Below are 26,507 nucleotides of genomic sequence, written 5' to 3' on the forward strand. Positions count from 1 at the left end.
CAACCGGACGGGAGACCAACCGGAGGCGGCGGTATTGGGATCCGAGTTGGGGGACCTGCCTTCGGGCGGTGGATCCAGATACCGCACACGAAATGGCTCGAAGTGAGTTGGCTAATGGGGAGGCCTGACTTTGAGCCATTTCGTATGCCCGGGCCATGACAGACTGGTTCAGTGGCCCATCTCGACGTCTCCAACATTGACTATTTCCTCTCCGACGGCCGCCAGTTGCTCAACGGCGTCGGCTTCAAGGTCGGCGACGGCGCCAAAACGGCCCTGATCGGACCCAACGGAACCGGCAAGACCACCCTGCTGCGGATCATCGCAGGGGACGTTTCCCCGGACGACGGCGCCGTGGCCCGCTCGGGCAGCATGGGCATCATGCGCCAGTTTGTCGGCCAGGTCCGTGACCAGACCACCGTCCGGGACCTGCTGGTCGGCGCCGCGCCGCCGGCCCTGGCCGCCGCCGCGCGCGCCGTGGACGAGGCGGAGCTGGCCATGATGGAACACGACGACGAGCCCACCCAGATGCGCTACGCCCAGGCGATCGCGGACTGGGGCGATGCCGGCGGCTACGAGCAGGAGACGGTCTGGGACGAGGTCACGATGGCCTCGCTGGGCGTGCCCTTCGACCGGGCACAGTACCGCAACGCATCCACCCTGTCCGGCGGCGAGCAGAAGCGCCTGGTGCTGGAGGCACTCTTCTCCGGACCGGACGAACTGCTGCTGCTGGACGAGCCGGACAACTACCTGGACGTTCCCGGCAAGCGCTGGCTGGAGGAGAAGCTGCGCGAGTCGCGGAAGTCGGTGCTGTTCGTCAGCCACGACCGTGAGCTGCTGGCCAACGCGGCCACCCGGATCGTCACCCTGGAGCCGGGCGCCCTCGGTGCCACCGCCTGGGTCCACGGCGGCGGCTTCGAAAGCTACCTGCAGGCCCGCGACGACCGGAACGCCCGCTTCGAGGAGCTGCGCAAACGCTGGGACGAGGAGCACGCCAAGCTCAAAGAGCTGGTGAACATGTACAAGAACAAGGCGGCCTTCCGCTCGGACATGGCCAACCGCTACCACGCCGCAACCACCCGGCTGCAAAAGTTCCTCGAGGCGGGTCCGCCCGAGGCGGTGCCGATCGAGCAGAACGTGCAGATGCGGCTCAAGGGCGGGCGCACGGCCAAACGGGCGGTGGTGGCCAGCAAGCTGGAGCTCTCCGGGCTGATGAAGCCGTTCAGCACCGAGATCTGGTTCGGCGACCGGGTCGGCGTGCTCGGCTCCAACGGCTCCGGCAAGTCCCACTTCCTGCGCCTGCTGGCCAGCGGCGGCACCGATCCGGAAAAGGAACACCTGCCGGTCTCAGAGGTGCAGATCGCCGAGGTGCCGCACACCGGCACGGTCAAGCTTGGCGCCAGGATCCGGCCCGGGTTCTTCGCCCAGACCCACGTGCGGCCTGACCTGCTGGGCAAGTCCCTGGTGGACATCCTGCACCGCGGCGACGACCACCGCTCCGGCCTGGGCCGCGAAGCGGCAGCCGCCGTGCTGGACCGCTACGGCCTGGCCCGGCAGGCGGAGCAGTTGTACGACTCGCTCTCCGGCGGCCAGCAGGCCCGGCTGCAGATCCTGCTGCTGGAACTGTCCGGCGCCACCCTGCTGCTGCTCGACGAGCCCACCGACAACCTGGACCTGCATTCCGCCGAGGCACTGGAGCGGGCCATTGACGCGTTCGAGGGCACGGTGCTGGCGGTGACCCACGACCGCTGGTTTGCGCGCAGCTTCGACCGGTTCCTGGTCTTCGGGTCCGATGGCAAGGTCTACGAAAGCGACACCCCGGTCTGGGACGAGGATCGTGTTGTCCGGGAACGCTGACCCCGGGAACGCGGTGTCCGGGAACGCTGAGCCGGAAGGGCAAACGGGCAAGACGGCCGCCGGCCGCCCTTCCAGCGGTCCGCCCCGCCAAGCGACGATGGCGAAGTACGCCACCTTCGCCATCTTCGCGCTGAACGGACTGGTCTTTGCCAGTTGGGCAGCTAGGATTCCCGCGGCCGCTGCAGCGTTGGACATCAGCGCCGGCCAAATTGGCGCCCTGTTGCTGGCACTCGGTTTGGGCTCGGTCATTTCGCTGCCGCTGGCCGGACCCATTGCGGCCCGGATCGGCACGGCCAACACCGTCCGAGCCGGCGGCCTGATCGCAGCCATCAGCGCTGCAGGCCTCGCCGCGACGCTCGCCCTCGGAACGGTTCCGGGCGCTGCCGCCGCGCTGTTCTGCTACGGCATCGGCGTGGCCTGGTGGGACGTGGCGCAGAACATCGAAGGCGCCGACGTGGAGCGGAAGCTGCTGCGCACCATCATGCCGCAGTTCCATGCCGCCTTCAGCCTCGGCGCCTTCGCCGGGGCGATGCTCGGCGCTTGGCTCTCCGTGCTCGGCGTCTCGCTCTCCGCCCATCTGGCGGTGCTGGCCGCGGTCGTCGCGGTCGCCACCTGGCTGGTGCCGCGCGCCTTCCTGCCCCATCTGCCGCGCCATGAGGAGCACGACGGCAGTGCTCACCGTGGGCGGTTTGCCGCCTGGCGCGAACCGCGGACCGTGCTGATCGGAGTCGTCGTCCTCGGCGCCGCCCTGACCGAAGGTGCCGCCAACGACTGGATCGCGCAGGCCACCGTCGTCGGGCTCGGCGCCACCGAAGCCCTGGGCGCAGTGATGTTCGGCGTCTTTGTGGCCGCCATGACGCTGCTGCGCTTTGCCGGCGGCCGTTTCATCGACCGCTGGGGCCGGGTGGCCGTGCTGCGGATCAGCCTGGGCGCCGCGCTGGCCGGCCTGCTGGTCTTTGTCTTCGCGCCGAACCTGCCGCTGGCCTTCGCCGGCGCGGTGCTCTGGGGAGCCGGCGCCGCCCTGGGCTTCCCGATGGGCATGTCCGCGGCGGCGGACGATCCCGTCCGCGCCGCCGAGCGCGTCTCGGTCGTCTCCACCCTGGGCTACGTGGCCTTCCTGGCCGGCCCGCCGTTCCTCGGTTTCCTCGGCGAACACGTCGGCATCCGCAACGCCCTGCTCGCCGTCGCCGTCCTGATGGTGGCCTCGCTGCTCACCGCGCCCGCCGCCCGCGAGCAGCGGCACCGGCGAAATTAGAGCGCGGCGCGCACACAGAGATGTCGCTTCGAACAGACGCCAAGAACGGCTGCCACTGGAAATTAATCGGGCTCGCACCGATCCTTGTAGAACCACCAATGGGGGCCTTCAACAGCAGGAGGCAAGGTCATGAGTAATCCATCGGCTAATTCGGAGATCAAGGCAAAGCACCGGGCCATGTGGGCACTGGGCGACTATCCCGCCGTCGCCACGGAGGTGGTCTCCGCGCTGGGACCCGCCCTGGTCCAGGCAAGTGGCATCAAGCAGGGCGACCGCGTTCTGGATATTGCGGCTGGGTCCGGCAACGCGACCATTCCGGCCGCGCAGGCTGGGGCGCGGGTCACCGCCGCGGATCTCACTCCCGAACTGTTCGAGCAGGGGCGCAGATTGGCCCAACAGGCAGGGGTTTCCGTGGACTGGCAGGAGGCGGACGCCGAGGACCTTCCGTTCAGCGACGGTTCCTTCGACGCCGCGATCTCCTGCGTGGGGATCATGTTCGCTCCCAACCACCAAGCCAGTGCCGACGAACTGGTCCGGGTGCTGCGGAGCGGAGGTGCGATCGCCCTTTCCAACTGGACCCCGGAAGGCTTTATCGGCCAGATGTTTTCGACCATGAAGCCCTATGCACCCCCGCCGCCCCCGGGTGCGCAGCCGCCGCCCCTCTGGGGCAGCCAGCAGCACGTGGAGGACTTGCTTGGCGACCGGGCCACCGACGTCGTGGCCCGCCGCGAAAAGCTGACGGTCGACAGGTTCGATACCGCTGAGGAATTCCGCGACTTTTTCAAGGCCTGCTATGGCCCCACGATCAACACATACCGGAACATCGCAGAGGATCCGGACCGGGTGCAGGCCCTCGATCAGGCACTTGTGGAACTGGCTCGCCGGAACGATCTCGGCGGCGGCACGATGGAATGGGAATACCTGCTGTTCACAGCCCGCAAGAGGTAAGCGTGCTGGAGCAACGGGTGGGCGAGTAGCATACGGCTCGAAGGGCTAAGGCCGCTCCTGACGCGGCCCAGAGGGGCTGAAGTCGCGGTTTCGAAGCAAAGAACTGATCGGGGGAACCGGGTGGCCGCGGAAGTGGATTCCCACCACGACCGCCACGGCTATCGCCCCGAGAACTCCGCAGATGATGTCCGTCATCGTGTCCTGAAGGCTGGCATTTTGTGCGTGCATGCCTAGGAGTCCGTCGCTGGTGAACTCGGCGATTTCCCATGCGCCGGCGACGAAACCGCCAGAGGCCACCACCCCGGACACAATCAGAAAGGGCGGAAGATCAAGGTGTTTCCTGCGGCCGACGATACCGAGGGCGAACGTGATGGCGCACCCTACGAGCAACCCCGAGAACACATGGATGACCTTGTCCCAATCGGGCCTGAACGCATAGAGCCCCAACCGGGTGCCGGCGAACGGTCCCGCAATCAGGAACCCCAGATAGCAGCCGTGCAACCACGCGGGGAACCTGGCCTCGATGCCCCGCTCCAACGCGGAGGGGACCAGTGCGGCCACGGCCAACAAGGCCGGAACCAAGGCCTCGTTCCACGAATTCGTTAGGGCCGCCGCTCCCAGAAAACCAAGAAAGAGCGCCTCCACCGGGATCAACATCACCGTTTCGGGTACGGCCAGGAGCGACCTGACACCCGCGCGGAACGGTCTGGTTACCGTGCCGGTATCGCCTTCCCCGCCCGCGGGGTGGCTGACCAAGGGGGCACGGCTCTCCGGGCGCGTGAGGCTCCTGTCCGGCAAGTCGGCGGCGCCGGAGGGGTCGGGGGCGGGCGGCAGATTCATGGTGTGGAGACGCTATCGGCATGAGCTCAGGTGCGCAAGGAGCGCGATCCGGCTGGGTGGGACAGGTAGGCTTCCCATCGTTCTTCCACGCCTTGGCTGCCATCAACTACAGTGACCCCATCACCTACAAAAGCTCCTCCTCTGCCGTCGTACGCAGACTGTCCAACAATCTGGCCGTCTCGCGGAATCAGTGGACCGACGGCGAGGGCCGGGTCATCCTCGCCTCCGGCACGACCGGCCAAAACTGGCACGCCGCACCGGTGGCCCTATGAACCTGGAAGAGCTGGTCGCACGTGTCAGGCATTGGAAAGCCTCCAACGAGGCGCCCGTTGTTGTCGGCGTGGTCGGCGCGCCAGGCGCCGGCAAGACCACCCTGGTGGAAAGCCTCTTCAAGGAATTGAACAAGGACAGTCCGGAACCCGAAGTCCAGGAGTTCGCCCACGTCCCGATGGACGGGTTCCACCTCTCGGACCAGGAGCTGATCCGCCTTGGTCTCCTTGATCGAAAGGGCGCACCGGAGACCTTCGATGTGCACGGCTACGCCACGCTGCTTCAACGGCTGCGTTCGGAGCGGGATGCCGTGGTCTACGCGCCGGGATTCGACCGGACCCTCGAACAACCCATGGCCGGCGTCATCCCCGTCTTCCCGTCCGCCACCACCATCCTGACCGAAGGGAACTATCTACTCCTCGACAGCCCCGAGTGGCGTAAAGTGCGCGGCCAGTGCACCGAGGTCTGGTACTGCGAACAGGACGACGGCAAGCGCATCCAGCGCCTCATCCAGCGGCATATCGACTTCGGCAAGAGCCCCGCGGAGGCGAAAGCCTGGGTGAGAACCGTCGATGAAAGGAACGCCCAACTGATCCGCGCAACCCGGGCCGACGCAGACCTCATCGTCACCTTGGAAGAAGTCGTCGGCGCTGCCTAGCTCAAAGAGGTACGTGGGCCTGCGCACGGCGCCGAGACTATCTAGGCGATGCGCTCTGGCTCAGGTCATGTGCGCAGCAGGTGCGGCCCCAGGTCCTCGATGGTCGCTGCACCAACAAGCTGCATCGTCACCTCGATCTCCTTCGCCAGCAGTTCGATCACGCGGTCAACGCCTTCGCGCCCGCCGGCCATGAGCCCGTAAAGGTAGGCGCGCCCAATAAGGGTGAAGTCCGCTCCGGCGCATAGCGCCGCGACGATGTCCGCCCCGGACATGATCCCCGAGTCGAGGATGATCTCCACCCCGTCCCCGGCTTCGGCCCGCACCTCGGGCAGTGCGCGGAGCGAGACCGGCGCGCGGTCAAGCTGTCGCCCACCGTGGTTCGAGACGATGAGGCCGTCTGCTCCGGCGTCGAGCGCGCGGCGTGTGTCCTCGGCCGTCAGCACGCCCTTGACTAACAGTTTCCCGGCCCACACCGAGCGGATCCATTCAAGGTCGGCCATCGAGAGCGACGGATCGAACATTGAGTTGATCAGCGTCGGAAGGTCTTGGCTGGTCCCGGACAGCGACGCGAACGTCAGCGGGTCGGTGGTGAGGAAGTTGAACCACCACTCGGGCCGGTAGGAGGCATCGAGCACGGTTTTGATGGTCAGCCTGGGCGGAATCACCATGCCGTTGCGGGCATCCCTCAGCCGCTGACCGGCGACCGGTGTGTCGACGGTGACGAGCAGCGTGTCGAAGCCTGAAGCCTCCGCGCGGCGCAGCAGGTCGAGCGACTTCTGCCGGTCCTTCCACAGATACAGCTGGAACCAGCGCCGGCCCTCGGGAGCGGCTGCGGCTACCTGCTCGATCGAGCGCGTGCCCATGGTGGACAGTGAGAACGGGATGCCCGCCGCGGCGGCAGCGGACGCGCCGGCGTCCTCGCCTTCTGCATGCATGAACCGCGTGAACCCGGTCGGAGCTATTCCGAACGGCAGCGAGGAAATGCCGCCGGCGATCGACGTCGAGAGGTCCACCTTCTCGGTCGCGTGCAAAATGCGGGGGAGGAGCTCGACGGCGTCAAACGCCTCCCGTGTCCGTCTCGCCGTGAGTTCACGCTGGGCGGCGCCATCCACGTAGTCGAAAGCGGGCGTGGGGGTGCGGCGCCTCGCGGTCGTTCGAAGGTCCCACACATCTGCGGCGTGAGCCAGCCGTGCGGCCCGGCGGTCCAGACTCGGGAGTTCGAACTTCAGCAGCGGGCGAAGTTCGCTCACGCGGGGGAATTTGCGCTTCATGAGGGTACCTCCAAGGGGTGGAATCAGGCGGCGGTGGTGCCGCGGCCGCGGGCCAAGAGTACGGCGATCACAGAAGATGCGCAGCATGCGGCAAGGAACAGCGCCGCCGACCATGTGCTGCCCTGTGCCGCCGCGATCAGCGCGCCCGCGATAAGCGGGCTCAGGCCTGCCACGATCGCACCGTTAAGCTCGCGTGCCAGCCCGACGCCGGAGAAACGCCGTTCCGGCGGGAACAGATTGGTCAGGAAAGCGCCTTGAGCGCCGCTCGTCATGGCAATCACGACGCCGTATCCCACAGCAATCGTGGCCGTCGCCACCGCGACCGATCCGCTGGTCAGGGCGGCGAACAGCGGGAACGCGAACAACGCGCCGGCGGCAGAGCCGATTGCAAGAACGCGGCCGGCCCCCAAGCGGTCGGCAAGCCAGCCGCCCGCGGGCGTTGCCACGACGCCCGCGAGGGAACCGACCGTGACGGCGAGCAGCGCCTCGGGACGGCTCATCCCCACGGCAGGGGAGGCCATCAAACCGATGGCGAACACCGCCATGATGTAGTTCAGGGCATTGTGACCGGTGATGGAGAAGAAGCCGATCAGGACGGCAACGGGGTCCTTGCGCAGGAGCTCCATCACGGGCAGCTTGCGCTTGCGCGCCTCGTCGGCGTGCTCGCTCGCCTGGCGGTATTCCGGTGTCTCCTCGAGTTTGGCACGGATGAAGAGGGCCACGAAGAACAGGACGGCGGAGGCGAGGAACGGGATGCGCCAGGCCCAATCGAGCAGCGCTGCGTCGCCAGCAGAGGAGGCCCAGAGGAAGGCCACGGTGGCGAGGGCGATGCCCGCGGGTGGCGTTGCCAGCACGACGGCGGTGAAGAAGCCGCGCCGCTTGGCGGGGGCGAACTCAGCGACGAGTGTCATGGCTCCCGCGAGCTCGGCACCGGCGCCGAGTCCCTGAAGGAGGCGGAACAGGATCAGCAGGAGCGGGGCAGCAGCCCCGATAGCGGCCGCGGTGGGGAGGAGGCCGATGCCCACCGTCGCGGCACCCATGAGCAGAATCGTCAGAAGCATCGCGGGCCGGCGGCCGTGCCGGTCACCCAGGTGCCCAATCAGCACCCCGCCCAACGGTCGGGCCACGAAGCCGACCGCAAAGGTGGCGAACGCCGCCAGCGATGCCTCGGAGCCGGTTCCGGCAAAGAAGAGGGGTCCGATGACGAGGCCGGCTGCCGCGCCGTACAGCGCGTAGTCGTACCACTCGATCAGTGTTCCAAGGGTCGCTGCGAGGAGCGCGCGTCGGGCGCCCGGGGTGAGCCTCGTAGGACTGATGGCAACGGCGGCGTTGGCCAAGGTTCCTCCTGGAGGGCGGAAGATGGTGTGAGACAGGAATATGTGAAATATATTTCTAGCATCTTGTGATACGATTCACAAGCTGGGCGAACGGAGGAATCATGGCTGACTCGATGACCGACAGGGTTGCCGGCGCGTTGCGCAGTCAGATCCTCGCCGGCGACCTGGCGCCGGGTTCCCTCGTCGTGGAGCCCAGGCTTGCCGAGGAGTTTGGTGTCTCCAAGACTCCGGTGCGGGAGGCGCTGCGCCTGCTCACCACCGAAGGCCTCCTGACCGTGCTCCCTAAGAAGGGTTACCTCGTCGTGACGATGAGCTCGCACGACGTCGCCGAGGTCCTCGACCTCCGCATGCTCCTCGAGCCGCATGCGTGCGCGAGCGCCGCCGCCTACGCAGACCACGACCTGCTGACTAAGCTGCGGGAACTTCTAGACAAGCAGCGTGAGAAGGCCGTGGCAGAGCCGCTCGCGAGCATGGAGCACGCCTACTCGTTCCATCGCGCCCTGGCACGGGGTGCGCGGAACCGCAGGCTCGACGATTTTTTGGCCCGCTGCCTCGATGAAACCTCCCGCGCCTACCGCGTGCTGCCCGGCCTTCACGCCCACTTGGCTGCGGACCAGGAACTGATTGAACACGAGGCCATCTACACGGCAGTGGCCGCTGCCGACGCCGCAGGCGCAGCCGAGGCCATGCGAAGCCACCTGCGCAACGTCCGCTCCGCAATGGCCCGTCAGTTCGAACGGCCGAGCGACCTCTGGGCTTAGGGCCGGCACCTCTTCCAGAAGACAGCAGCGCCCGGGATCGGTCCGGGACAGCTCAGGGCTTCCCCCAGTAGAGCGGGCACAACCAAACCCCGTAGCGTCATCCAGAGGGATGATCCAGCCGGTCGCCAAGATCATCCTTGCGTGCGGTGTGCGGGTGACCAGCAATCCGTAACGTAGCTAGTGCCCCCGGGAATGGGCGCCACCCCACATACAAAGGACGGTTCAGATGATCGAGGCACAGGGCCTGGTCAAGGTCTACGGAAACAAACCGGCAGTGCAGGGCATCTCCTTCACTGTGCAGCCCGGCCGGGTCACCGGCTTCCTGGGTCCGAACGGCGCAGGCAAGTCCACCACCATGCGGATGATCATGGGACTGGACCGTCCCACCTCCGGCGATGTGCTGGTCAATGGCAAGCACTACGCCAAGCACCGCGCACCGCTGCGCGAAGTCGGCGCCCTGCTGGACGCGAAGGCGGTGCACACCTCCCGCACGGCCTACAACCACCTGCGGGCGATGGCCGCCACGCACAGCATCCCCACCAAGCGGGTGCACGATGTGATCGAGCTGACCGGCCTCGGCGCCGTGGCCAAGAAGCGCGTCGGCGGCTTCTCGCTGGGCATGGGCCAGCGGCTGGGCATGGCGGCCGCGCTGCTGGGCGATCCGCAGACCATCATCCTGGACGAGCCGGTCAACGGGCTGGACCCGGAAGGCGTGCTCTGGGTGCGCAACCTGGTCAAGGCGCTCGCGGCCGAGGGCCGGACGGTGTTCCTGTCCTCCCACTTGATGAGCGAAATGTCGCTGACGGCGGACCATCTGATCGTGATCGGCCGCGGCCGGATCATCGCCGATGCGCCCATCGACGACATCCTCAGCAACCGCGCCCAGCGGGTGCGGGTGCGCACCGACCGGCCCGACGTCCTCACCCGGGCGCTGGCCGGCGAAGGCGTCAGCGTCGAGGCACGCGAACCGGAACTGCTGGAAGTCAGCGGCGTCGCGGCCCGCGCCATCGCGGAAACAGCGCTCGCCCAGCAGGTCCTGGTCTACGAACTGACCCCGCTGCAGGCATCCCTGGAGGAGGCCTACATGGACCTGACCAAGGACGAAGTCGAATACCATTCCGGCCCGGTGGCCGATGTACATGACCAGGCCGGGCCCGCAGAGTCCGGACGGCACGCTGCTGTCGCCGCCGGCGCCAGCCAGGAAGGAAACTGACCATGAGCGCTGCAACCCTGACTCCGCAAACCGGGCGCGTCGCCGGCCCGGGCGTGAGCTTCCCCCGGACGCTGAACAGCGAGTGGATCAAGTTCACCACCCTGCGTTCCACCTGGGTGCTGCTGGCCACTACCATCCTGGTGATGGTGGGCATCGGCCTGCTCGGCGGCTGGGGCATTGCCACCGGCATGGAGCAGATGGAAGCCGCCGGCCAGGACCCTGCCGCGGCGGGGATGGACGTCTCCATCCTCTACCTGATGACCAGCGGCGGCCTTGACTTCGGCCAGCTGATCATCGGTTCGCTGGGCGTGCTGCTGATCGCCTCCGAGTACTCCACCGGCATGATCCGCTCCACCATGACGGCGGTGCCGTCGCGCCTGTCGCCGCTGTTTGCCAAGGCCCTTGTGGTCGCGGTGGTCGCCGCCGTCGTCGGAATTGTCTCCAGCTTCATCACCTACTTCCTGCTGCAGCCGATCCTGGCCAATTACGGCCTGGAATTCGGGCTGGACGTGGACCATCTGGTGCAGTCCATGCTGCTCTCCGGCGTGTACCTGGCCGTGGTGGCCGTGATGGGCCTGGCGCTCGGATCCCTCCTGCGCAACAGTGCCGGCGGGATTGTCACCCTGGTGGTGCTGCTGCTGGTGCTGCCGATCGTCGCCCAGATCATCCCCTTCGACTGGGTACAGGACGGCGTCATGCCCTACCTGCCCTCCAACGCGGGACGGCAAATGGTGATGCTGGAAACCGCCGACGGCGACCTGACCCAGTGGCAGGGCGGCCTGGTCATGGCGGCCTGGGCCGCGGTGCTGCTGGCCGGCGCGGCGGTGACCACCAAGGCCCGGGACGTCTAAGCGCGCAGCTAGGCTCGATGCATGACTGACAAGCCTTCGGTGAGGGAGGCGGCGGAACGAACGGCCGCCGTCTCCTTCACCGAAATTTCTTCCAAGCGCCGGGGCCCAATCCGGCGCTATTTCCATAGCCACCCGGTGGCGATGGACTGGGTGCTGATCGGCATCCATCTGCTGTTCGGGCTGCCGAATGCCGTGATGACCGCGGCCGACGGCGAGTGGTCGCCGCTGGTGCTCCTGTTGGCCGGCGGCACGGCGCTGGTGTGGCGCCGCCGTTACCCGCTGCTGGTGCTGGCGGCCATTGCGGTGGTGGACATGCTGATTGTGCTGCTGACCAGCACCGGCAGCGGCTCCTTCGCCATGTGGTTCGCCGTCTACACGGTGGCAACCACCCAGCCCGCGGTGCGCGCCATCGGGGCGGCGGTGCTTGCCGTCGTGCCGATGATGGTGGTCATGGCGGTCCGGATGCCGCCGGAGATCGCCAAGCAGATCGCCAGCGGGGAGGTCCCGGCATTTGTCGGCCTGATCACCGGGCTAGTGCTGGTCCTGGCGAACGTCATCGCCGCTGGCATTGGCGTCACCGTGCGCAGGGACCGGATGCACGACGCCGAGCTGCAGCGCTGGGCGGCGGACAACACCAAGCTGGCGTCGGCGAACGAACGCACCCGCATTGCGCGGGAGATGCATGACGTGGTGGCGCACTCGCTCTCGGTGATGATCGCGCTCTCGGACGGCGCCGCCGTCGTGGTCCGCAAGGATCCGGAGCGCGCCGGCCAGGTCCTGGACCAGCTCTCGGCGACGGGCCGCACGGCGCTGGCGGACATGCGCCGGGTGCTCGGCGTGCTGCGCACCGAGAACGGCGTGGAAACGGCCCCGCTGGCGCCGGCCCCGTCCGGCGATCAGCTCACCGGACTGCTGGACGGCTTCCGCGCGGCGGGCCTGCCGCTGCGCACGGTGATGGCCGGGCCGCCGCTGCCGGACGACCAGAATTTCCGGCTCACCGTGTTCCGGATTGTGCAGGAGTCGCTGACCAACGTGCTGCGCTACGCCAAGGGAGTGTCCCGGGTGGACGTGGCGTTGATCCGCGACGGCGACGCCGTGCACATCACGGTGTCCGACGACGGCCGGCAGGTTGGCACGCCCGATTCGCTCGGTGCCGGCCAGGGCCTCGTCGGCATGCGCGAACGGGCCGCCATCTACGACGGCCGCGTTGCCAGCGGTCCGCGATCCGGCGGTGGTTGGATGGTGGAAGCAACCCTGTATTGGCCCGGAGAGGAAGACAAGAGTGTCTGAGAGCACCGACAGCATCCCGGCGGGGCCGGTGAAGGTCCTGCTGGTGGACGACCAGCCGCTGCTGCGGATGGGCTTCAAGCTCATCCTCGAAGGCGAGGACGACGTCGCGGTGGTGGGGGAGGCGTCCGACGGCGCCGAGGCGCTGGAGTTGACGCGGCAGCTGGTGCCTGACGTGGTGCTGATGGACGTGCGGATGCCGGTGCTGGACGGGATCGAGGCGACCCGGCAGATTGTCACCGCCGGGCTGCCGGCCCGGGTGATCATCCTGACCACCTTCGATCTGGACGAGTACGCGTTCGCCGGGCTGCAGGCCGGAGCCAGCGCCTTCCTGCTTAAAGACGTGGCCCCGGCAGAACTTGTCCAGGCGGTGCGGCTGGTCTCCTCCGGTGACGCCGTGGTGGCGCCGCGGGTGACGGCGCGCCTGCTGGAGACGTACGTGCGCGGCCTGGCCCCGACCGGCAGCCCGGCGGCCCCGCCGCAGCGCGACCCGTTGCTGGATGACCTGACGCCGCGGGAACTCGAAGTGCTGGAAACCATTGCGGAGGGCCTGTCCAACGCTGAAATCGCGCACCGGTTCTTCCTCTCGGAGGCGACCGTGAAGACGCACGTGCGGCGGATCCTCGCCAAACTGCACCTGCGTGACCGGGTGCAGGCCGTGGTCTACGCGTACGAGACCGGCCTGGTGGTGCCCAGCCAGGGGCTGGATTACTGAGCGGGCCGGTTCCTCGGCCCCCGGCCGGTTCCCCGGCCGGTTCCCCGGCCGGAGCCCGGGGGCTGTGGAGGACGGGTCGGAGGCGCGGATTTACGCGCCCGGTCCGCTGTCCGGTAGCATTGATAAGTCTGTGCTGTCAGCACCAGCCGGTAATCCTTGTGACAATAGCCAAAACACTCTGAGTATCGCTGTGCGGTGGCAGGCAGGCAACGCAACAGAACCTCCTGTTACGGAAAGACCGTGACCGCTTAGCCCGAAGGAGGTGGGTTCACAATGCGTGCTTATGAACTGATGGTAATCATCGACCCCGAGGTCGAAGAGCGTACCGTAGAGTCCTCGCTCGACAAGTTCCTCAACGTTGTCCGCAACGATGGTGGAACCATCGACAAGGTGGACATCTGGGGACGCCGCCGGCTCGCCTACGACATCAAGAAGAAGTCCGAAGGCATCTACGCGGTGGTCAACTTCACCGCCACTCCCGCCACTGCTGCTGAGCTTGACCGCCAGCTTGGTCTGAACGAGACCATCCTGCGCACCAAGATCACCCGCCCGGAGGAGCAGAAGATCTCCGCTGAGTAATCAGCTGTGATCGCCGCGTCCTTTCCGGGACCGGCATTGACGAAGACAATCCCGCGCACCACTAGGCAAGCGGGACTAGGACATCAGGAGGCAACATGGCAGGCGAAACCGTTATCACGCTCGTCGGTAATCTCACCAACGATCCCGAGCTGCGGTTCACTCCGTCCGGGTCCGCGGTAGCGAACTTCACCGTTGCATCCACGCCGCGGACCTTCGACCGCCAGTCCAACGAGTGGAAGGACGGGGAAACCCTGTTCCTCCGCGCGTCGGTGTGGCGCGAAGCTGCCGAGAACGTCGCAGAGACCCTGACCAAGGGCATGCGCGTGATCGTCCAGGGCCGGCTGAAGTCCCGTTCGTACGAAACCAAAGAAGGCGAAAAGCGTACCGTCATGGAGCTTGAGGTCGACGAGATCGGCCCCTCGCTGCGCTACGCCTCTGCCAAGGTCACCCGTACCCAGCGCTCCGGCGGCGGGCAGGGCGGCTTCGGCGGCGGTCAAGGCGGCCAAGGTGGCTTTGGCGGCGGCGGCTTCGGCGGAAACCAGAACCAGGGCGGTTGGGGTGGACAGCAGTCCGGCCAGCAGCCCGCACCCCAGGATGATCCTTGGGGAGCACCGGCCGGCGGCAACTCCGGCGGCTGGGGCAACGGTCCGGATTCCAACGAACCCCCCTTCTAACAACAAACCCCATCCCGTGGAAAAGATCCACGGGCTCCACGAGAAAAAGGAGCTCCACGATGGCTAAGGCTGAAATTCGTAAGCCCAAACCAAAGTCCAACCCCTTGAAGGCCGCTGACGTCACCGTCATCGACTACAAGGACGTAGCTTTGCTGCGCAAGTTCATCTCTGACCGCGGAAAGATCCGCGCCCGCCGCGTGACTGGTGTCACCGTGCAGGAGCAGCGCAAGATCGCACTGGCTATCAAGAATGCCCGCGAAGTTGCCCTGCTGCCCTACTCCGGCGCTGGCCGCGGCTAAGCGAAGCGAAGAGGAGAGAGTACTGACATGGCAAAGCTCATTCTGACCCACGAAGTGACCGGTCTCGGCACTGCTGGCGACGTCGTCGAGGTAAAGAACGGTTACGCCCGTAACTACCTTCTGCCCCGCGGCTTCGCCCTGACCTGGACCAAGGGCGGCGAGAAGCAGGTGCAGTCCATCAAGGCTGCCCGCGCCGCTCGCGAGATCGCATCCCTGGAAGACGCACAGCAGCTCGCAGCCAAGCTGTCCGGCAAGCCGGTCACCCTGACCGTCAAGGCCGGGGAATCGGGCCGTCTGTTCGGCACGGTCAAGCAGGCCGACGTTGCTTCCGCCGTTGAGGCCGCCGGCCTCGGCGCCATCGACAAGCGCAAGGTCGAACTGACCGAGCACATCAAGTCGGTAGGCAACTACCAGGCGACCGTGCGTCTGCACGAAGAGGTCTCCGCAGTCATCGACCTGAAGGTCGTAGCAGGCTAACAGCCTCAGATTACGCAGCATGCCGGGTCCGTTGCGGGCCCGGCATGCTGCATTTAAACGCGTATTAGCACCGGTACGCTGTAACCCATGAGCACACATCAGTTCAGCCAGGTGGACGTCTTCGCTACGGGACCGTGCACGGGCAATCCGCTGGCCGTGGTCTCGGCGGCCGAGACGCTGGATGGCGAGCAGATGCAGCGCTTCGCCAACTGGACCAACCTGTCCGAGACCACCTTCTTGTTGCCGCCGGACAGCCCGGAAGCCGACTACCGGGTCAGGATCTTCACGCCCAGCGGCGAGCTGCCTTTCGCCGGACACCCGACCCTGGGCACGGCCGCGGTCTGGCTCGCGGACGGCGGGCAGCCACAAGCTGACGGCGTGATTGTGCAGGAATGCGCCGCAGGCCTGGTGAAGGTGAAGAACGACGGCGGACGGCTGGCTTTTGCTGCCCCGCCGCGGCGGCGCTCCGGGCCGCTACCGGAGGAGAATGTCGCCAAGATCTGCGCGGCCCTTGGGCTGGCCCGCGGCGACGTGCTGCGGCACCAGTGGGCCGACAACGGCCCGCACTGGCAGGCCCTGCAGTTGCGGGACGCACAGGCCGTTCTGGACGTGGTGGCGGACTATGCGGCGCTGTCCCCGTTCGGCGTCGGCCTGGTCGGCGCCCACCCCGGGGGGACCGGCATCGACTTCGAGGTCCGCGGACTGATGGGCTTCGAAGAGCTGCCGACGGAAGATCCGGCCACCGGCAGCCTGAACGCCGCGCTGGCCCAGTGGCTGATCGGCGAAGACGCGGCTCCGGCCAGCTACACGGTCCGGCAGGGAACGGCGCTGGGCAGGGACGCCCGGCTGTATGTTGATGCGGACGGGGACGAGATCTGGATCGGCGGGGACGTGCAGACGTTGATCACCGGCACCATCGACCTCTAAGACCGGCCCGGGCGACCAGTTGGCCGGTACAGACCGGCGTCCGCCAACGGGGAGCTAACCTGCGCCAGGCTAGCTCTGGAAGGTTTCCGGATCCGCCGTCGTGATGGTGCGGTAGCCAAGCGCAATCAACTCCCTGAGCACGTCAAGGTCGATGTCCGCCAGCTTGTTGACGTACAGGCAGGCGACACTGGTCTTGTGCTTGCCCAGACGTTCCAGCAGCGGCGCGGACTCCGGCGCGTAGGTCAGTCCGTACAGGGCCAGGTTCCCCTTCCTGGGGGAGAAGCCGACGGCGGCAGCGTCCCCTTCGTGTCCGCTTGCGTACTTGTAGTGGTAGCTGCCGAAACCAATGATCGACGGCCCCCACATGACCGGTTCCTGGCCGGTGATCTCCCGCATCAACTCCACGACGGTTTCGCCGTCCTGCCGCCGGACCGGATGTTCCACTGATGCGAGGAACTCCTCGACGGGAACGTCGGTCGGTGCGGTTTTGTTCTCGGCCATGGGTTGAAGTGTCGCAGAAAGCCGGAGGGGTCGCCAGCATCCGCCAACGCGTCGCCCGGCCCTGTGGTCAGGACTCTTCTTCCGGTCCAATCAGATCCACAAACTCGCGCGCGTCCGCCTCGGTCGCTTCCGAATGGTCCAGGAGCAAGCGCACGGCGTCTTCCCGGTCGCCACCGAGAGCCGCGGTGCGGATCCGGTCAAACACGTCATCGTTCAGGCGCGTGCTGGCGATCTCCCTGATGGTGTCGCCTTTGGACACGATGGCCCGGTAGCGGTATCCCCTGGGGGCTGTCCGCGGGGCTGGGGCGGGCTCCTGCGGCTGAGCCTCCTCTGCCGGGTCCGGTGCCTGTGCGGGGGCCGCCTGTTGGGCTTCCGTGTCCTCCCGCGGCTGCTCCGGCGCTGGCTCCCGCAATGCCTTGTCCTCGGGCCGGACTGTCGGGGACTCATCGGGGGAGGCCTTGTAGGGCTGCGGGTACGCCGACATCTGCGCGACGGCGCCGGCGGCCTCGCGGAGTCCTGCTCCGGTGGCATTCCGATACTCGCGGATGGCGGCGAATGCCTGCCCTTGCGCGATGAGCGCATAGATCGCTGTGTGTTGCTGCTGGTTCAGCCGGGCGCTGGCTTCGGCAGCAGCTTCCCTGGTCGTTGCCGGTGTGGATGGGCCCGGCGACCTGCGCACTCGGCTGGCGCCGGGCTTGTTCCTCGCCGCGAGACGCATGATGACCAGTCCGATCGCGATGACCAGTACGACGATCAGCAGCGGCACCACAAATTCCATACTTGAATCCTACGTCCCGCACTGGAAGCGGCTTCCCGGCGCGGCCTCCGGCGTATAACACCGGTGTAATTCACACTGTGGATAACCAGTGGATAACTTTTGCCTACGCTGCAATTTCCGTTCTGTCAACAGGGAAAAACCGGAGAAAATCAACGACCAATTTCTTTTAATCCACAGTCCGCGGATAACGTTTGCGCAGGTCAGAGGCATGTTACTGGTGAGTTAAGTTTAATATCCACAGCTCTACGCACAGCCTGTGCACAAGACACGCCTACGTATCCACATTTTATCCACAGGGGTGGTGGATAAGTCGCTTGGTGGAAGCGGGGAAGGGGGCTACCGTTGCGGAGTATCCCACTCAGAAGTCCACGCCCGGGCTGTAGTCCAGCGCGCCCTTCCGGCAGTTCGAACGAATGTCCGAACCGCCTGATAGTTCTGGACAAGAAGGGATTCGGTACCCGTTCGAGGAACAAAGAAAGCAGGCAGCGGTGTCGTTAGCGCACGCGGATTCGGCAACAGGTCGGGATTCCGAATTCGGACGCACGCCGCCGCAGGACCTCGTGGCCGAGCAGTCGGTGCTGGGCGGCATGATGCTTTCCAAGGATGCCATCGCCGACTGCGTCGAGGTGCTCCGGGGCGTGGACTTCTACCGCCCTGCCCACGAGAGCATCTACGAAGCCATCATCGACCTGTACGGCCGCGGCGAACCGGCTGACGCCGTCACCGTTTCCGACCTGTTGACCAAACGGGGCGAAATCTCCCGTATTGGCGGACCGGCTTACCTGCACACGCTGATCCAGTCCGTGCCTACAGCTGCCAACGCGGGCTTCTATGCGGAGATCGTCCGCGAACGCGCAGTGCTCCGCCGCCTCGTCGACGCCGGCACCAAGATCGTCCAGCTGGGCTACTCACACGACGGCGAAGTCGACGCGATCGTCAACGAGGCGCAGGCGGAGATTTACAAGGTCGCGGAACGGCGCACCGCCGAGGACTATGTCCCGTTGAAGGACATCATCGAAGGCACCGTCGATGAAATCGAGTCCGCCGGCCACCGCGGCGAAGGCATGACCGGTGTCCCCACCGGATTCTATGAACTCGACGAACTCACCCAGGGCCTGCACGGCGGCCAGATGATCGTCATCGCGGCACGCCCCGCAGTCGGTAAATCCACCTTCGCTCTGGATTTTGCCCGTTCCGCAGCCATCAAGAACAACATGACCACGGTCTTCTTCTCGCTGGAAATGGGCCGGAACGAGATCGCCATGCGCCTCCTCTCCGCGGAAGCCACCATCGGGCTGCAGGACCTGCGCAAGGGAACCATCAAGGATGAGCAGTGGGGCAAAATCGCCACCACCATGGGCCGGATGAACGACGCCCCGCTGTTTATCGATGACAGCCCGAACATGTCGCTGATGGAGATCCGTGCCAAGTGCCGGCGACTCAAGCAGCGCCATGACCTGAAGCTGGTGGTGCTCGACTACCTCCAGCTAATGTCCTCCGGCAAGCGCGTCGAGTCGCGCCAGCAGGAAGTCTCCGAGTTCTCCCGTGCGCTCAAGCTGCTGGCCAAGGAACTCGAAGTCCCGGTGATCGCGCTGTCGCAGCTGAACCGTGGCTCTGAGCAGCGTACCGACAAGAAGCCGATGGTCTCGGACCTGCGTGAATCCGGCTCGATCGAGCAGGACGCGGACATGGTCATCCTGCTCCACCGCGAGGACATCTACGACAAGGAATCCCCGCGTGCGGGCGAAGCCGACGTGATCGTGGCCAAGCATCGTAACGGCCCGACCAAGACCATTGTGGTGGGTTTCCAGGGCCACTACTCCCGCTTCGCCAACATGGCCGTCGAGCACGGCTAGTAGTAGGGGTTAGCCCGGCGTGGGACAGTTCCGGTACTCGGACTTCATCCGTCGAAGCTCACCGTTTTTGGCAGGGTCAAGTACATGGCTTTTCCAGATCTGTTCTGGGTCTTCGAAGTATTCCGCGAAGTAGGGATCGGAAACCCAGATATCGAGCATTGCCAGGGCGGCTGCCTGCCGGCCCCGGTCACTACCTTCGTGGGCGTCAAGGAACTCGCCTTCCCAAGCGCAGCGCCAGTACGTGGACGCTATGCCCTCGCCCAGTGAGTCGGCTTCATAACGTCCGTGAGGGTCGCTGTAGCCGCTGGGAATACCTGCAGGCCAGTCCGTGCCCGCGGGAAGGGCGTGGGGAAAGCTCTCGACCGCCGCAAGGTAGAAGACCGGTATGTCCTCGAGGCTGACGAAGCCCAAATCGTCGACCAGAGACTCCAGCGGGGGACCGGAAGTCGGGGCAGCGCTTGAAGATGCAGGAAAGGCTTCGGGTTCGGTGACAGCCGCGGTTGCTTTTGCCTGAGTATCCGTCGCAGAAGCCTCGGGCCTCGGACCGCTTCCGCAGCCAGTTAAAGGCAGCATGAGGACAGCAGCAACTGTTAGTGCGGCCAAACGGCCCATCGTGTCCCTGCCCGTCTTGTATGAACGTTTTCCCACGCTATCCGCGGAACTGTGAGCTCCGCCGTATTCGGACATTGCGAAGCAATAACTTCCGATCACGAGATAGGTGAAGCCTAACCCGCGGACCCAGATGGCATGGTCACGGCGCTACCGAGGGTCTATCAACTGGACAGGCTGCGGCGTCGGGCAGCCGGATCCGCACCGCTTTCCCCGGACACTAGTAAGCACGGCAGTCAGCGGTCCTTCCCGATGGAAGGATTCATCAGTATGCTTTTCATCTATGCGGCGAACAGGAACTCTGACCACCAGAAGCCCGGCGCCGCGCGGCTTTAACAAGAATCGGCATATTTCGGCCACTGGTCGGAATGGATGGCGCCTTGCGCCGGAAACGGAGATTTCTGATGAGCAACGAAACAGGATCCACGCCGCTGTCGCCGGAGGAACTTGAAGCCCAATCCGGGACGGCGCTGCCGGACAAGGAAGTCGCCTCCATTCTGGATTTGAATGCGGACCTGGATCTGGCCATCGACGCCGCCGCGCCGATCGACCTGGCCGTAGCAGCGAACGCCAACGTTGCGGCCCCCATCGATGCTGCCGTCTCGGCCAACATCCTCTCCGACGGCTCCACCGCACAGGCCTTGTCCGATCAGGGAGTCATCATCGACCAGGGCATCGCTGCCGACGCGACCGCCGAGTCTGCACAGGACAGCACCATCGACCAGGGCAACGACACCGTGGACGGTGCAGAGACAACCGCTGGCTCCGCGGCTGCCGGCACGGACGCGGCGGCGGGCGATTCCGGCCTGCCGCAGCAGGGCATCACCGGGCAGGAGGCCACCGATCCGGCGCTGCTGCCGGACGGCACACTGCCCGACACTGGATCGGTCACGGAGGGCCTCGGCTCGAGCCTCGACGGGAACCTGCTCAACATCAACGTTGACCTTGCCGCGGACGCCGATATTGCCGCCCCGATTAACGGTGCCGTGGCCGCGAACGCGAACGTCGCTGCGCCGATTGACGCAGCAGTTGCCGCAAACATCGGCTCGATAGACAGCCAGGCGACCGCGGTGTCGCAGCAGGACGCCATCATCAACCAACAGATAGACGGTGCCGCCGAGGCCAACGCCGGCCAGCAGTCCGACCTCGAACAATAGTCCCCGCATGACCACGAGTCCGAGCGGGCCGCCAGCCCTTGGCGGCCCGCTGCCAGGCGGCCGATCAGCCACGCCTTCGATCGACGTTCCGGCGCTGGCCGACGGCGTGCAACTCCTCGGAACGGCACAGGGTTCCGGCTACCGGGAGCCGCCCGCGCTGGCCCGGCGCGCAGACGGGCAAACCCTCCAGCTCACTCCACTGCTGTACGCGGTGCTGGAGGGCGTGGACGGCTGTCGCAGCCTCGGCCAAATCGCCGAACATGCAAGTGCTAAGTCGGGCCGGCTGATTACTGCCGGAAATGTGCGGACCTTTATTGAAAAGCAGTTGCTGCCGCTGGGGCTGCTGCGGCTCGCGGACGGCTCAGAACCCGAGGTCAAAAAAGCGAGACCGCTGCTGGGCATGCGCTTCCGCTACACGGTCACGGATCCCGCGCGGACCCGGAAACTGACCGCGCCGTTCGCAGCACTGTTCCACCCGTTGATCGTCGTGCCCATTACGGCGGCCTTCCTCGTGGCGTGCTGGTGGGTGCTCATGGTCAAGGGTCTGGGCTCGGCAACGCACGAAGCCTTCGCCAACCCCGGCCTGCTGCTGCTGGTTTTCGCCCTGACCATCCTCTCGGCCGGCTTCCACGAGTTCGGCCACGCCGCCGCGGCCCGCCGCGGCGGCGCCACCCCGGGCGCCATGGGCGTAGGCCTGTACCTCATCTGGCCCGCCTTCTACACCGACGTGACGGACTCCTACCGGTTGGGTCGCGGCGGCCGGATCCGCACGGACCTTGGCGGCTTGTACTTCAACGCCATAGTCGTGGTGGGCACCATGTGCGTCTGGCTGCTCACCGGCTTCGATGCGCTGCTGCTGGTTGTGGTGACCCAGATACTGCAAATGGTGCGCCAACTGCTGCCCCTGGTCCGTTTCGACGGCTACCACATCCTCGCCGACGCAACCGGCGTCCCCGACCTTTTTCAACGGATCAAGCCCACCCTGCTAGGGCTGCTGCCCTGGCGGTGGTCGGACCCCGAACCAAAGATGCTTAAACCCTGGGCGAGGGCTGTCGTGACCACGTGGGTCCTGGTCACGGTTCCGCTGCTCCTGTTCTGCCTCTTCATGATGGTGATCTCGCTTCCCCGCGTGGTGGGGACGGCCTGGGCCAGCATGATGGAACAACAAAGGCTGCTGGCGGACGCCAGTTCGGACGGAGACCTCGTTGGCATGGCCGTGCGTGTCCTGGCCATCGCCGCCGTCGCATTGCCCATTCTCGGCATCGCCTACATCCTGCTGCGCATGGCCCGCCAACTCGGCACCGCGGTCTGGGCGAAAACCCGTGGCCGGCCGCTTCGGCGGGCCACCGCCATTGCCGTCGTCGTCGCAGTCCTCGCCGGCCTGGCCTGGGCCTGGTGGCCCGATGACGGGGCGTACCGCCCGGTGCAGCCCTACGAACGCGGAACCTTGTTCGATGCGGCAGCATCCTTCGCCCCGGTTTCATCAGCAGGGCTTACCGAGGGCCGCGGCGGTGAGGCGGTGACGGCGTGGCCGTCGGGAACGGACCTGCCTGGACCGGAGAATCCCCAACTGGCGATGGTCCTGGTTCCCCGCGGGGCCTCCACCGCGGATACCAGCGAACATCCCACGAACGACGGCGGCGTCCGCGCCGATGCTGATACTGGCGCCGGGGACACGCGGCCGGCCTGGGTCTTCCCCTTCGACCGACCACTGGCGCCGAAGGAAGACGGAAACCAGGCCCTGGCTGTCAACGTCGAGGATGGATCCGTTGTCTATGACGTAGCCTTCGCCCTGGTCTGGGCCCAGGGCGGACCGGTAGAGGCCACGAACGAGGCGTACGCGTTCGCCTCCTGCCGGGGCTGCACCGCGGTCGCCGTCGGCTTCCAAGTTGTCCTGGTCCTCGGCCAGGCGGACGTCGTGGTCCCTCAAAACCTCTCGGCCGCGGCCAACTACAACTGCATCGAATGCCTCACCTACGCTCTAGCCAGCCAGCTTGTCCTTACCCTCGACGGTCCGCTCAGCGACGCAGGGATGGCCAAATTGGAAACCCTGTGGGAAGAGATAGCAGCCTACGGGCGGTCCCTCGAAGACATTCCCTTAAGCGAAATCCAAGCCCGGCTCAACAACTACAAGACGCGAATTCTCGGCGTCATCGAGCAGGACGCCGCGCTGAGTGACAGCCGCGCCGGCGCAGACACCGACGTGGACACGAATACTCAGCCGACCTCCGAGCAGGGCACGGACCGGAAGCCTCAACCGCCGGGCGAATCAACCACCGTTGCGCCAGAGACAGGCAGCCCTAACCCGGACTCGTCAGCGGATGCAACACCACCCCCAACGGAGACCGATAGCGAGCCGCAACCAGCCCCGATAACGCCCAGCACTCTGCAGCCCGCACCCGTGCCGGAGCCGACTCCTGAACCCGCTCCGGCTAAGGAACCGACGCCGGTGCCGACCGGGGCCGACGCCGCCACCCGCTGACCAGAAGCCAGATACTCCAGACGATGCTCGTCGCTATCCCCGCCAGGGTCGGCACGGCGTTGGCCGGGGAAAAACCTTCGGTGCCAATGACCCAGCTCTGCACCAGGTAGGCAAATCCGGTCAGGCCCAGGAAGGAACCCACGAACCTGGACACTTTGCCGCTCCAGATGATCGCCACGGAAAACAGCACAAACGAGGTTCCCAGCAGCAGGCTCTGGTAGCTCCTGACCCCCCATTCCAGCCAACGGATGCCTTCCGCGACATCGAAGCGGGCAGCCTTCTCCGCCTCCGGTGCCGCGGCCCACGCGTCCACGGCATGTTTTAGGGCGACGCCGTCCACGGCTTGGAGGACCGCATAAAGCGCCAGCGCTGCCACGGCGGCGACGGCGGCAAACCTCGCCAGCCAGGCTGCGGCGCCGCGATGGAGGTCCAGGGCCGCGAACAGGACCAGCAGCCCGGCTATCAGAATGGCCATCCCCACGAACTGACCCAGATGGATCCCGGTCCACGCAGCACTGTCCGCATACTCGGAGAACGCGGCTGCATGATCGTTGGCGCTGGCGTTGTCAGGGTGGAAAAGCCCGGCCAGCAGCGAGACCAGCACGCCGGCAAAAAGCAGGATTGCAGCCAGCCGCAACGGCAAACGGATGGGCAAGTCCGGCTCACTTTCCGGAGTGGGACGGACGACGCCCTCTGCTTGATCCATCGGGATCCACCTCCTGACGGTGCCGGCCGCGTCTACTGCCCTGAGAGGAGCCGGAACACGGGACCGGACAAGACAACGGCATCAAGCCCCATGATCCCAACAGTGTGCTCCGGACGTCACCAGTTGTCGAGAAGACCGCAAGGGGCGCGGATCCCCACAACGGCGGTTAAGATGACGGCTGTCCGGGCGGAAGCGACATTGGCTGTTCGTCCGCCTGGACTGGCTACACTGACGGCATCAACGGTGATCGGGGGCGCGGTGAAGCAGGAGTGGCGAACGGGAGATCGCGTGTTCAGGGTCGCTGGTGCGGCAGCGCTGACGCTGGGCGTCCTGACGGCATGCGGGCAGCTGCCGGGCGATGACGGCCAGGCACAGCGCGAACCGGCCGAGTTAGTTGATGCCATTGACTGCACGGCAGCCGGCCGAGCGGTTGAGCAAGGGGAGCCGGGCGTGGCGCCGCTGCCCGCTGCCGGCGGGGTGCCGGAAGGGTTTGTTGCGGTCGAAGCGATCCGTTGCGACGCCTTCATGTTGGCCACTCTCGAAGACGAGGAAGGTCTGTGGTCGGCGGTCACGGAGGAGCGCCTTGCCGGGGACCTGATCGCGCTGGTGGACGCCTTGGCCCAGCCGAGCGACCAGCCGAGGGCGAACCAGGCCTGCACGGCGGACATGGAACTGGTTCCCGATCTCTGGCTGGTGGATGTCGAGGGCCAGGCCATGCGCGCGGCATGGCCGACGAATTCCTGCGGGAAGACGAAGCCCGGAGTCCGCGAGGTCCTTGGCGGCATGGAGGTGGTGGAGTCCACGCAGCACAAGCTGGAACTCATCCAACCGCGGGCGGCGCTGGAGGCGAACTGCCCGGCGGAATGGAGCATAGCGCCTTTGACGGGAATTGCCGTTGAACCGCCGATGGGGGATCTGCCCGGTCCCGGTGCTGCCCACGATGGCGAGGGCGTAGCAGGCTCCCCGGGTCTGCTGCCCAGTGCGGATGAAGCCGACACATTGCGGATTTGCCAGTACCGAACGGGCCCGGCACTGAACGAAGAGGATGGTCCTCCTGCTGGTGCGGAGCAGGATCCGCACGTAGAAAGCGTCAAGATCGTGTCGGGAAGGTTCTCGGGTGGTGGAAGCCTCGGTGGCTCGGCCAAGGATGCCATTTTGAAAGCGGCCGCGGCTGACGCTATTGATGCCACATGCGACGATGAGGCGGCGGAGTTCGCGGTGTTGTGGCCGGTCGCCGACGGGCTGGACGTCGGCGCACCGTTGACAGCAGAACTCGATGGCTGCCAGCGGCTCTTCGGGCCTGACGGCGCAGCCCGGAACCTGCCGCGCGAGGCGAGCACCGCCGTCGTCGTCGCGTTGGAGAAGTGAGGGGAAGCCGTGATGGACAAAGTGGCACTGGTGACGGGGGCATCCTCGGGGATAGGCGAACATACCTGCCGCGAACTGGCGCGCCGGGGCTTCACGGTCTACGCGGCGGCGCGCCGGCTGGAGCGGATGCGTCCGCTGGAAGAGCACGGGGTCCGTGTCCTCGGCATGGACCTGACCGACGACGCGTCGATGGTCGGCGGGGTGGAGCGGATCCTGTCCGAACGGGGCCGGCTGGACGTGCTGGTCAACAACGCCGGCTACGCGTCCTACGGGTCGGTCGAGGATGTGCCGCTCGCCGATGCCCGGCAGCAGTTCGAGGTGAACGTGTTCGGGATGGGGCGGCTCATCCAACTGGCTGCGCCGGCGATGCGCGCGCAGGGCGGCGGCCGCATCATCAACGTGTCATCGATCGGCGGCGTCTTCTACGAGCCGCTCGCGGGCTGGTACCACGCGGCCAAGTTTGCGGTGGAAGGCCTGTCCGACAGTCTCCGCGTGGAGCTCAAGCCGTTTGGCATTGACGTGGTGATCATCCAGCCCGGGCCCATTCTGACCGAGTGGAGCGCGATCGCGGTGGACAGCCTGCTGCAAAGCTCGGAGGGGACGGCCTACGAGCAGCAGGCCGAGAGCGTTGCCCGGACCGTTTCCGCGGCCTATGCGGGGCAGACGGCAACGCGCCCGGAGGTGGTTGGCCGGCGGATAGCCCGCGTCGCAGCCGCACGGCGCACGCGGAGCCGGTATCCGGTGGGCCGCGGTGCGCGCACCATCATGAGCGCTCGCCGGCTGTTGCCGGACCGGGTCTTCGACGCCGTGCTTGCCCGGGTGTACCAGCGCTGA

Annotated in this window: 27 protein-coding genes; 20 read left to right on the forward strand and 7 right to left on the reverse strand. The window is 66.4% G+C overall.

Features of this window, described 5'->3' with window-relative positions; all coding sequences use genetic code 11:
* Positions 1-171 precede the first annotated feature (171 nt).
* The 3 genes from ACWF5H_RS01160 to ACWF5H_RS01170 all read left to right on the forward strand — a co-directional run bounded on the left by ACWF5H_RS01160 (position 172) and on the right by ACWF5H_RS01170 (position 4,057).
* Positions 172-1,854 carry an ABC-F family ATP-binding cassette domain-containing protein gene (locus tag ACWF5H_RS01160; RefSeq protein ID WP_452034289.1) on the forward strand — a complete coding sequence of 561 codons (1,683 nt, stop codon included), beginning with the start codon at positions 172-174 and terminating at the stop codon, positions 1,852-1,854.
* Between the two features lie 97 nt (positions 1,855-1,951).
* Positions 1,952-3,109: an MFS transporter gene (locus tag ACWF5H_RS01165; protein WP_452035305.1), complete on the forward strand. Its 1,158-nt coding sequence runs from the start codon at positions 1,952-1,954 to the stop codon at positions 3,107-3,109.
* Positions 3,110-3,238: 129 nt separating this feature from the next.
* Positions 3,239-4,057: a class I SAM-dependent methyltransferase gene (locus tag ACWF5H_RS01170; protein ID WP_364648859.1), complete on the forward strand. Its 819-nt coding sequence runs from the start codon at positions 3,239-3,241 to the stop codon at positions 4,055-4,057.
* Between the two features lie 45 nt (positions 4,058-4,102).
* Here ACWF5H_RS01170 and ACWF5H_RS01175 read toward each other — a convergent pair whose 3' ends face one another.
* Positions 4,103-4,714 (reverse strand): hypothetical protein, encoded by a 612-nt coding sequence (locus tag ACWF5H_RS01175; protein WP_452034291.1) that lies wholly within the window; start codon positions 4,712-4,714, stop codon positions 4,103-4,105.
* A gap of 203 nt (positions 4,715-4,917) precedes the next feature.
* Here ACWF5H_RS01175 and ACWF5H_RS01180 point away from each other — a divergent pair, with 203 nt between their 5' ends.
* Together ACWF5H_RS01180 and ACWF5H_RS01185 are read left to right on the forward strand one after the other, a co-directional pair.
* Positions 4,918-5,169 carry a hypothetical protein gene (locus ACWF5H_RS01180; protein WP_452034292.1) on the forward strand — a complete coding sequence of 84 codons (252 nt, stop codon included), beginning with the start codon at positions 4,918-4,920 and terminating at the stop codon, positions 5,167-5,169.
* A complete protein-coding gene (locus tag ACWF5H_RS01185; RefSeq protein WP_452034293.1) occupies positions 5,166-5,825 on the forward strand; it encodes a nucleoside/nucleotide kinase family protein in 660 nt (219 codons plus the stop codon). Before ACWF5H_RS01180 ends, ACWF5H_RS01185 begins: the two co-directional genes overlap by 4 nt.
* 65 nt (positions 5,826-5,890) lie before the next feature.
* Here the strand turns inward: ACWF5H_RS01185 and ACWF5H_RS01190 are convergent, their stop codons facing one another.
* Complete coding sequence (locus ACWF5H_RS01190) at positions 5,891-7,096, reverse strand: alpha-hydroxy acid oxidase (protein ID WP_452034294.1); 1,206 nt, start codon at positions 7,094-7,096, stop codon at positions 5,891-5,893.
* Positions 7,097-7,119: 23 nt separating this feature from the next.
* A complete protein-coding gene (locus ACWF5H_RS01195) occupies positions 7,120-8,433 on the reverse strand; it encodes an MFS transporter (RefSeq protein WP_452034295.1) in 1,314 nt (437 codons plus the stop codon).
* A gap of 101 nt (positions 8,434-8,534) precedes the next feature.
* Here ACWF5H_RS01195 and ACWF5H_RS01200 point away from each other — a divergent pair, with 101 nt between their 5' ends.
* The 10 genes from ACWF5H_RS01200 to ACWF5H_RS01245 all read left to right on the forward strand — a co-directional run bounded on the left by ACWF5H_RS01200 (position 8,535) and on the right by ACWF5H_RS01245 (position 16,216).
* The gene (locus ACWF5H_RS01200) at positions 8,535-9,194 is read left to right on the forward strand and encodes a GntR family transcriptional regulator (protein ID WP_452034296.1); all 660 of its coding nucleotides are present in this window, start codon (positions 8,535-8,537) and stop codon (positions 9,192-9,194) included.
* A gap of 226 nt (positions 9,195-9,420) precedes the next feature.
* Positions 9,421-10,407, forward strand: coding sequence for an ABC transporter ATP-binding protein (locus ACWF5H_RS01205; RefSeq protein ID WP_452034297.1), 987 nt, complete (start codon positions 9,421-9,423; stop codon positions 10,405-10,407).
* Between the two features lie 2 nt (positions 10,408-10,409).
* Positions 10,410-11,258: an ABC transporter permease gene (locus ACWF5H_RS01210; protein ID WP_452034298.1), complete on the forward strand. Its 849-nt coding sequence runs from the start codon at positions 10,410-10,412 to the stop codon at positions 11,256-11,258.
* A gap of 21 nt (positions 11,259-11,279) precedes the next feature.
* Positions 11,280-12,548 carry a sensor histidine kinase gene (locus tag ACWF5H_RS01215; protein ID WP_452034299.1) on the forward strand — a complete coding sequence of 423 codons (1,269 nt, stop codon included), beginning with the start codon at positions 11,280-11,282 and terminating at the stop codon, positions 12,546-12,548.
* On the forward strand, positions 12,541-13,260 hold the full coding sequence (locus ACWF5H_RS01220; protein ID WP_452034300.1) for a response regulator: 720 nt from the start codon (positions 12,541-12,543) through the stop codon (positions 13,258-13,260). Before ACWF5H_RS01215 ends, ACWF5H_RS01220 begins: the two co-directional genes overlap by 8 nt.
* Positions 13,261-13,533: 273 nt before the next feature.
* On the forward strand, positions 13,534-13,839 hold the full coding sequence (rpsF, locus tag ACWF5H_RS01225) for a 30S ribosomal protein S6 (RefSeq protein ID WP_127514040.1): 306 nt from the start codon (positions 13,534-13,536) through the stop codon (positions 13,837-13,839).
* Positions 13,840-13,934: 95 nt separating this feature from the next.
* Complete coding sequence (locus ACWF5H_RS01230; RefSeq protein ID WP_364648890.1) at positions 13,935-14,513, forward strand: single-stranded DNA-binding protein; 579 nt, start codon at positions 13,935-13,937, stop codon at positions 14,511-14,513.
* Positions 14,514-14,572: 59 nt separating this feature from the next.
* The gene (gene rpsR / locus ACWF5H_RS01235; protein ID WP_136787674.1) at positions 14,573-14,812 is read left to right on the forward strand and encodes a 30S ribosomal protein S18; all 240 of its coding nucleotides are present in this window, start codon (positions 14,573-14,575) and stop codon (positions 14,810-14,812) included.
* Positions 14,813-14,839: 27 nt separating this feature from the next.
* Entirely contained in the window at positions 14,840-15,289 is a 450-nt protein-coding gene (gene rplI / locus ACWF5H_RS01240) for a 50S ribosomal protein L9 (RefSeq protein ID WP_127514034.1), read from the forward strand.
* 87 nt (positions 15,290-15,376) lie between these two features.
* Complete coding sequence (locus ACWF5H_RS01245; RefSeq protein ID WP_452034302.1) at positions 15,377-16,216, forward strand: PhzF family phenazine biosynthesis protein; 840 nt, start codon at positions 15,377-15,379, stop codon at positions 16,214-16,216.
* A 69-nt stretch (positions 16,217-16,285) separates the two neighbouring features.
* Here the strand turns inward: ACWF5H_RS01245 and ACWF5H_RS01250 are convergent, their stop codons facing one another.
* Together ACWF5H_RS01250 and ACWF5H_RS01255 are read right to left on the reverse strand one after the other, a co-directional pair.
* Positions 16,286-16,717, reverse strand: coding sequence for a DUF1801 domain-containing protein (locus ACWF5H_RS01250; protein WP_452034303.1), 432 nt, complete (start codon positions 16,715-16,717; stop codon positions 16,286-16,288).
* Positions 16,718-16,784: 67 nt separating this feature from the next.
* Positions 16,785-17,495 carry a hypothetical protein gene (locus tag ACWF5H_RS01255; protein WP_452034305.1) on the reverse strand — a complete coding sequence of 237 codons (711 nt, stop codon included), beginning with the start codon at positions 17,493-17,495 and terminating at the stop codon, positions 16,785-16,787.
* 488 nt (positions 17,496-17,983) lie between these two features.
* Between ACWF5H_RS01255 and dnaB the strand changes: the two genes are divergently transcribed.
* Positions 17,984-19,351, forward strand: coding sequence for a replicative DNA helicase (dnaB, locus tag ACWF5H_RS01260; protein ID WP_353917371.1), 1,368 nt, complete (start codon positions 17,984-17,986; stop codon positions 19,349-19,351).
* A 9-nt stretch (positions 19,352-19,360) separates the two neighbouring features.
* On the opposite strand, the gene ACWF5H_RS01265 is transcribed toward dnaB, so the two are convergent.
* Positions 19,361-19,954: a hypothetical protein gene (locus ACWF5H_RS01265; protein ID WP_452034306.1), complete on the reverse strand. Its 594-nt coding sequence runs from the start codon at positions 19,952-19,954 to the stop codon at positions 19,361-19,363.
* Positions 19,955-20,364: 410 nt separating this feature from the next.
* Between ACWF5H_RS01265 and ACWF5H_RS01270 the strand changes: the two genes are divergently transcribed.
* Complete coding sequence (locus ACWF5H_RS01270; RefSeq protein WP_452034307.1) at positions 20,365-21,117, forward strand: peptidoglycan-binding protein; 753 nt, start codon at positions 20,365-20,367, stop codon at positions 21,115-21,117.
* A 7-nt stretch (positions 21,118-21,124) separates the two neighbouring features.
* The gene (locus ACWF5H_RS01275; protein WP_452034308.1) at positions 21,125-23,599 is read left to right on the forward strand and encodes a hypothetical protein; all 2,475 of its coding nucleotides are present in this window, start codon (positions 21,125-21,127) and stop codon (positions 23,597-23,599) included.
* Here ACWF5H_RS01275 and ACWF5H_RS01280 read toward each other — a convergent pair.
* On the reverse strand, positions 23,550-24,305 hold the full coding sequence (locus tag ACWF5H_RS01280) for a hypothetical protein (protein WP_452034309.1): 756 nt from the start codon (positions 24,303-24,305) through the stop codon (positions 23,550-23,552). The genes ACWF5H_RS01275 and ACWF5H_RS01280 overlap by 50 nt on opposite strands.
* A gap of 288 nt (positions 24,306-24,593) precedes the next feature.
* Here ACWF5H_RS01280 and ACWF5H_RS01285 point away from each other — a divergent pair, with 288 nt between their 5' ends.
* Together ACWF5H_RS01285 and ACWF5H_RS01290 are read left to right on the forward strand one after the other, a co-directional pair.
* Positions 24,594-25,673: a hypothetical protein gene (locus ACWF5H_RS01285; RefSeq protein WP_452034310.1), complete on the forward strand. Its 1,080-nt coding sequence runs from the start codon at positions 24,594-24,596 to the stop codon at positions 25,671-25,673.
* Between the two features lie 12 nt (positions 25,674-25,685).
* A complete protein-coding gene (locus ACWF5H_RS01290) occupies positions 25,686-26,507 on the forward strand; it encodes an oxidoreductase (RefSeq protein ID WP_452034311.1) in 822 nt (273 codons plus the stop codon).

The sequence above is a fragment of the Arthrobacter sp. NPDC055138 genome, from assembly GCF_053607305.1.

What these genes read in the sequence shown, in the direction of transcription:
- ACWF5H_RS01165 (WP_452035305.1), top strand. Translation starts at nt 1,952, where the DNA reads ATGGCGAAGTACGCCACCTTCGCCATCTTCGCGCTGAACGGACTGGTC.
- ACWF5H_RS01170 (WP_364648859.1), top strand. Translation starts at nt 3,239, where the DNA reads ATGAGTAATCCATCGGCTAATTCGGAGATCAAGGCAAAGCACCGGGCC.
- ACWF5H_RS01175 (WP_452034291.1), bottom strand. Translation starts at nt 4,714, where the DNA reads ATGTTGATCCCGGTGGAGGCGCTCTTTCTTGGTTTTCTGGGAGCGGCG.
- ACWF5H_RS01180 (WP_452034292.1), top strand. Translation starts at nt 4,918, where the DNA reads ATGAGCTCAGGTGCGCAAGGAGCGCGATCCGGCTGGGTGGGACAGGTA.
- ACWF5H_RS01185 (WP_452034293.1), top strand. Translation starts at nt 5,166, where the DNA reads ATGAACCTGGAAGAGCTGGTCGCACGTGTCAGGCATTGGAAAGCCTCC.
- ACWF5H_RS01190 (WP_452034294.1), bottom strand. Translation starts at nt 7,096, where the DNA reads ATGAAGCGCAAATTCCCCCGCGTGAGCGAACTTCGCCCGCTGCTGAAG.
- ACWF5H_RS01200 (WP_452034296.1), top strand. Translation starts at nt 8,535, where the DNA reads ATGGCTGACTCGATGACCGACAGGGTTGCCGGCGCGTTGCGCAGTCAG.
- ACWF5H_RS01205 (WP_452034297.1), top strand. Translation starts at nt 9,421, where the DNA reads ATGATCGAGGCACAGGGCCTGGTCAAGGTCTACGGAAACAAACCGGCA.
- ACWF5H_RS01210 (WP_452034298.1), top strand. Translation starts at nt 10,410, where the DNA reads ATGAGCGCTGCAACCCTGACTCCGCAAACCGGGCGCGTCGCCGGCCCG.
- ACWF5H_RS01215 (WP_452034299.1), top strand. Translation starts at nt 11,280, where the DNA reads ATGACTGACAAGCCTTCGGTGAGGGAGGCGGCGGAACGAACGGCCGCC.
- rpsF (WP_127514040.1), top strand. Translation starts at nt 13,534, where the DNA reads ATGCGTGCTTATGAACTGATGGTAATCATCGACCCCGAGGTCGAAGAG.
- ACWF5H_RS01230 (WP_364648890.1), top strand. Translation starts at nt 13,935, where the DNA reads ATGGCAGGCGAAACCGTTATCACGCTCGTCGGTAATCTCACCAACGAT.
- rpsR (WP_136787674.1), top strand. Translation starts at nt 14,573, where the DNA reads ATGGCTAAGGCTGAAATTCGTAAGCCCAAACCAAAGTCCAACCCCTTG.
- rplI (WP_127514034.1), top strand. Translation starts at nt 14,840, where the DNA reads ATGGCAAAGCTCATTCTGACCCACGAAGTGACCGGTCTCGGCACTGCT.
- ACWF5H_RS01245 (WP_452034302.1), top strand. Translation starts at nt 15,377, where the DNA reads ATGAGCACACATCAGTTCAGCCAGGTGGACGTCTTCGCTACGGGACCG.
- ACWF5H_RS01250 (WP_452034303.1), bottom strand. Translation starts at nt 16,717, where the DNA reads ATGGCCGAGAACAAAACCGCACCGACCGACGTTCCCGTCGAGGAGTTC.
- ACWF5H_RS01255 (WP_452034305.1), bottom strand. Translation starts at nt 17,495, where the DNA reads ATGGAATTTGTGGTGCCGCTGCTGATCGTCGTACTGGTCATCGCGATC.
- ACWF5H_RS01270 (WP_452034307.1), top strand. Translation starts at nt 20,365, where the DNA reads ATGAGCAACGAAACAGGATCCACGCCGCTGTCGCCGGAGGAACTTGAA.
- ACWF5H_RS01275 (WP_452034308.1), top strand. Translation starts at nt 21,125, where the DNA reads ATGACCACGAGTCCGAGCGGGCCGCCAGCCCTTGGCGGCCCGCTGCCA.
- ACWF5H_RS01280 (WP_452034309.1), bottom strand. Translation starts at nt 24,305, where the DNA reads ATGGATCAAGCAGAGGGCGTCGTCCGTCCCACTCCGGAAAGTGAGCCG.
- ACWF5H_RS01290 (WP_452034311.1), top strand. Translation starts at nt 25,686, where the DNA reads ATGGACAAAGTGGCACTGGTGACGGGGGCATCCTCGGGGATAGGCGAA.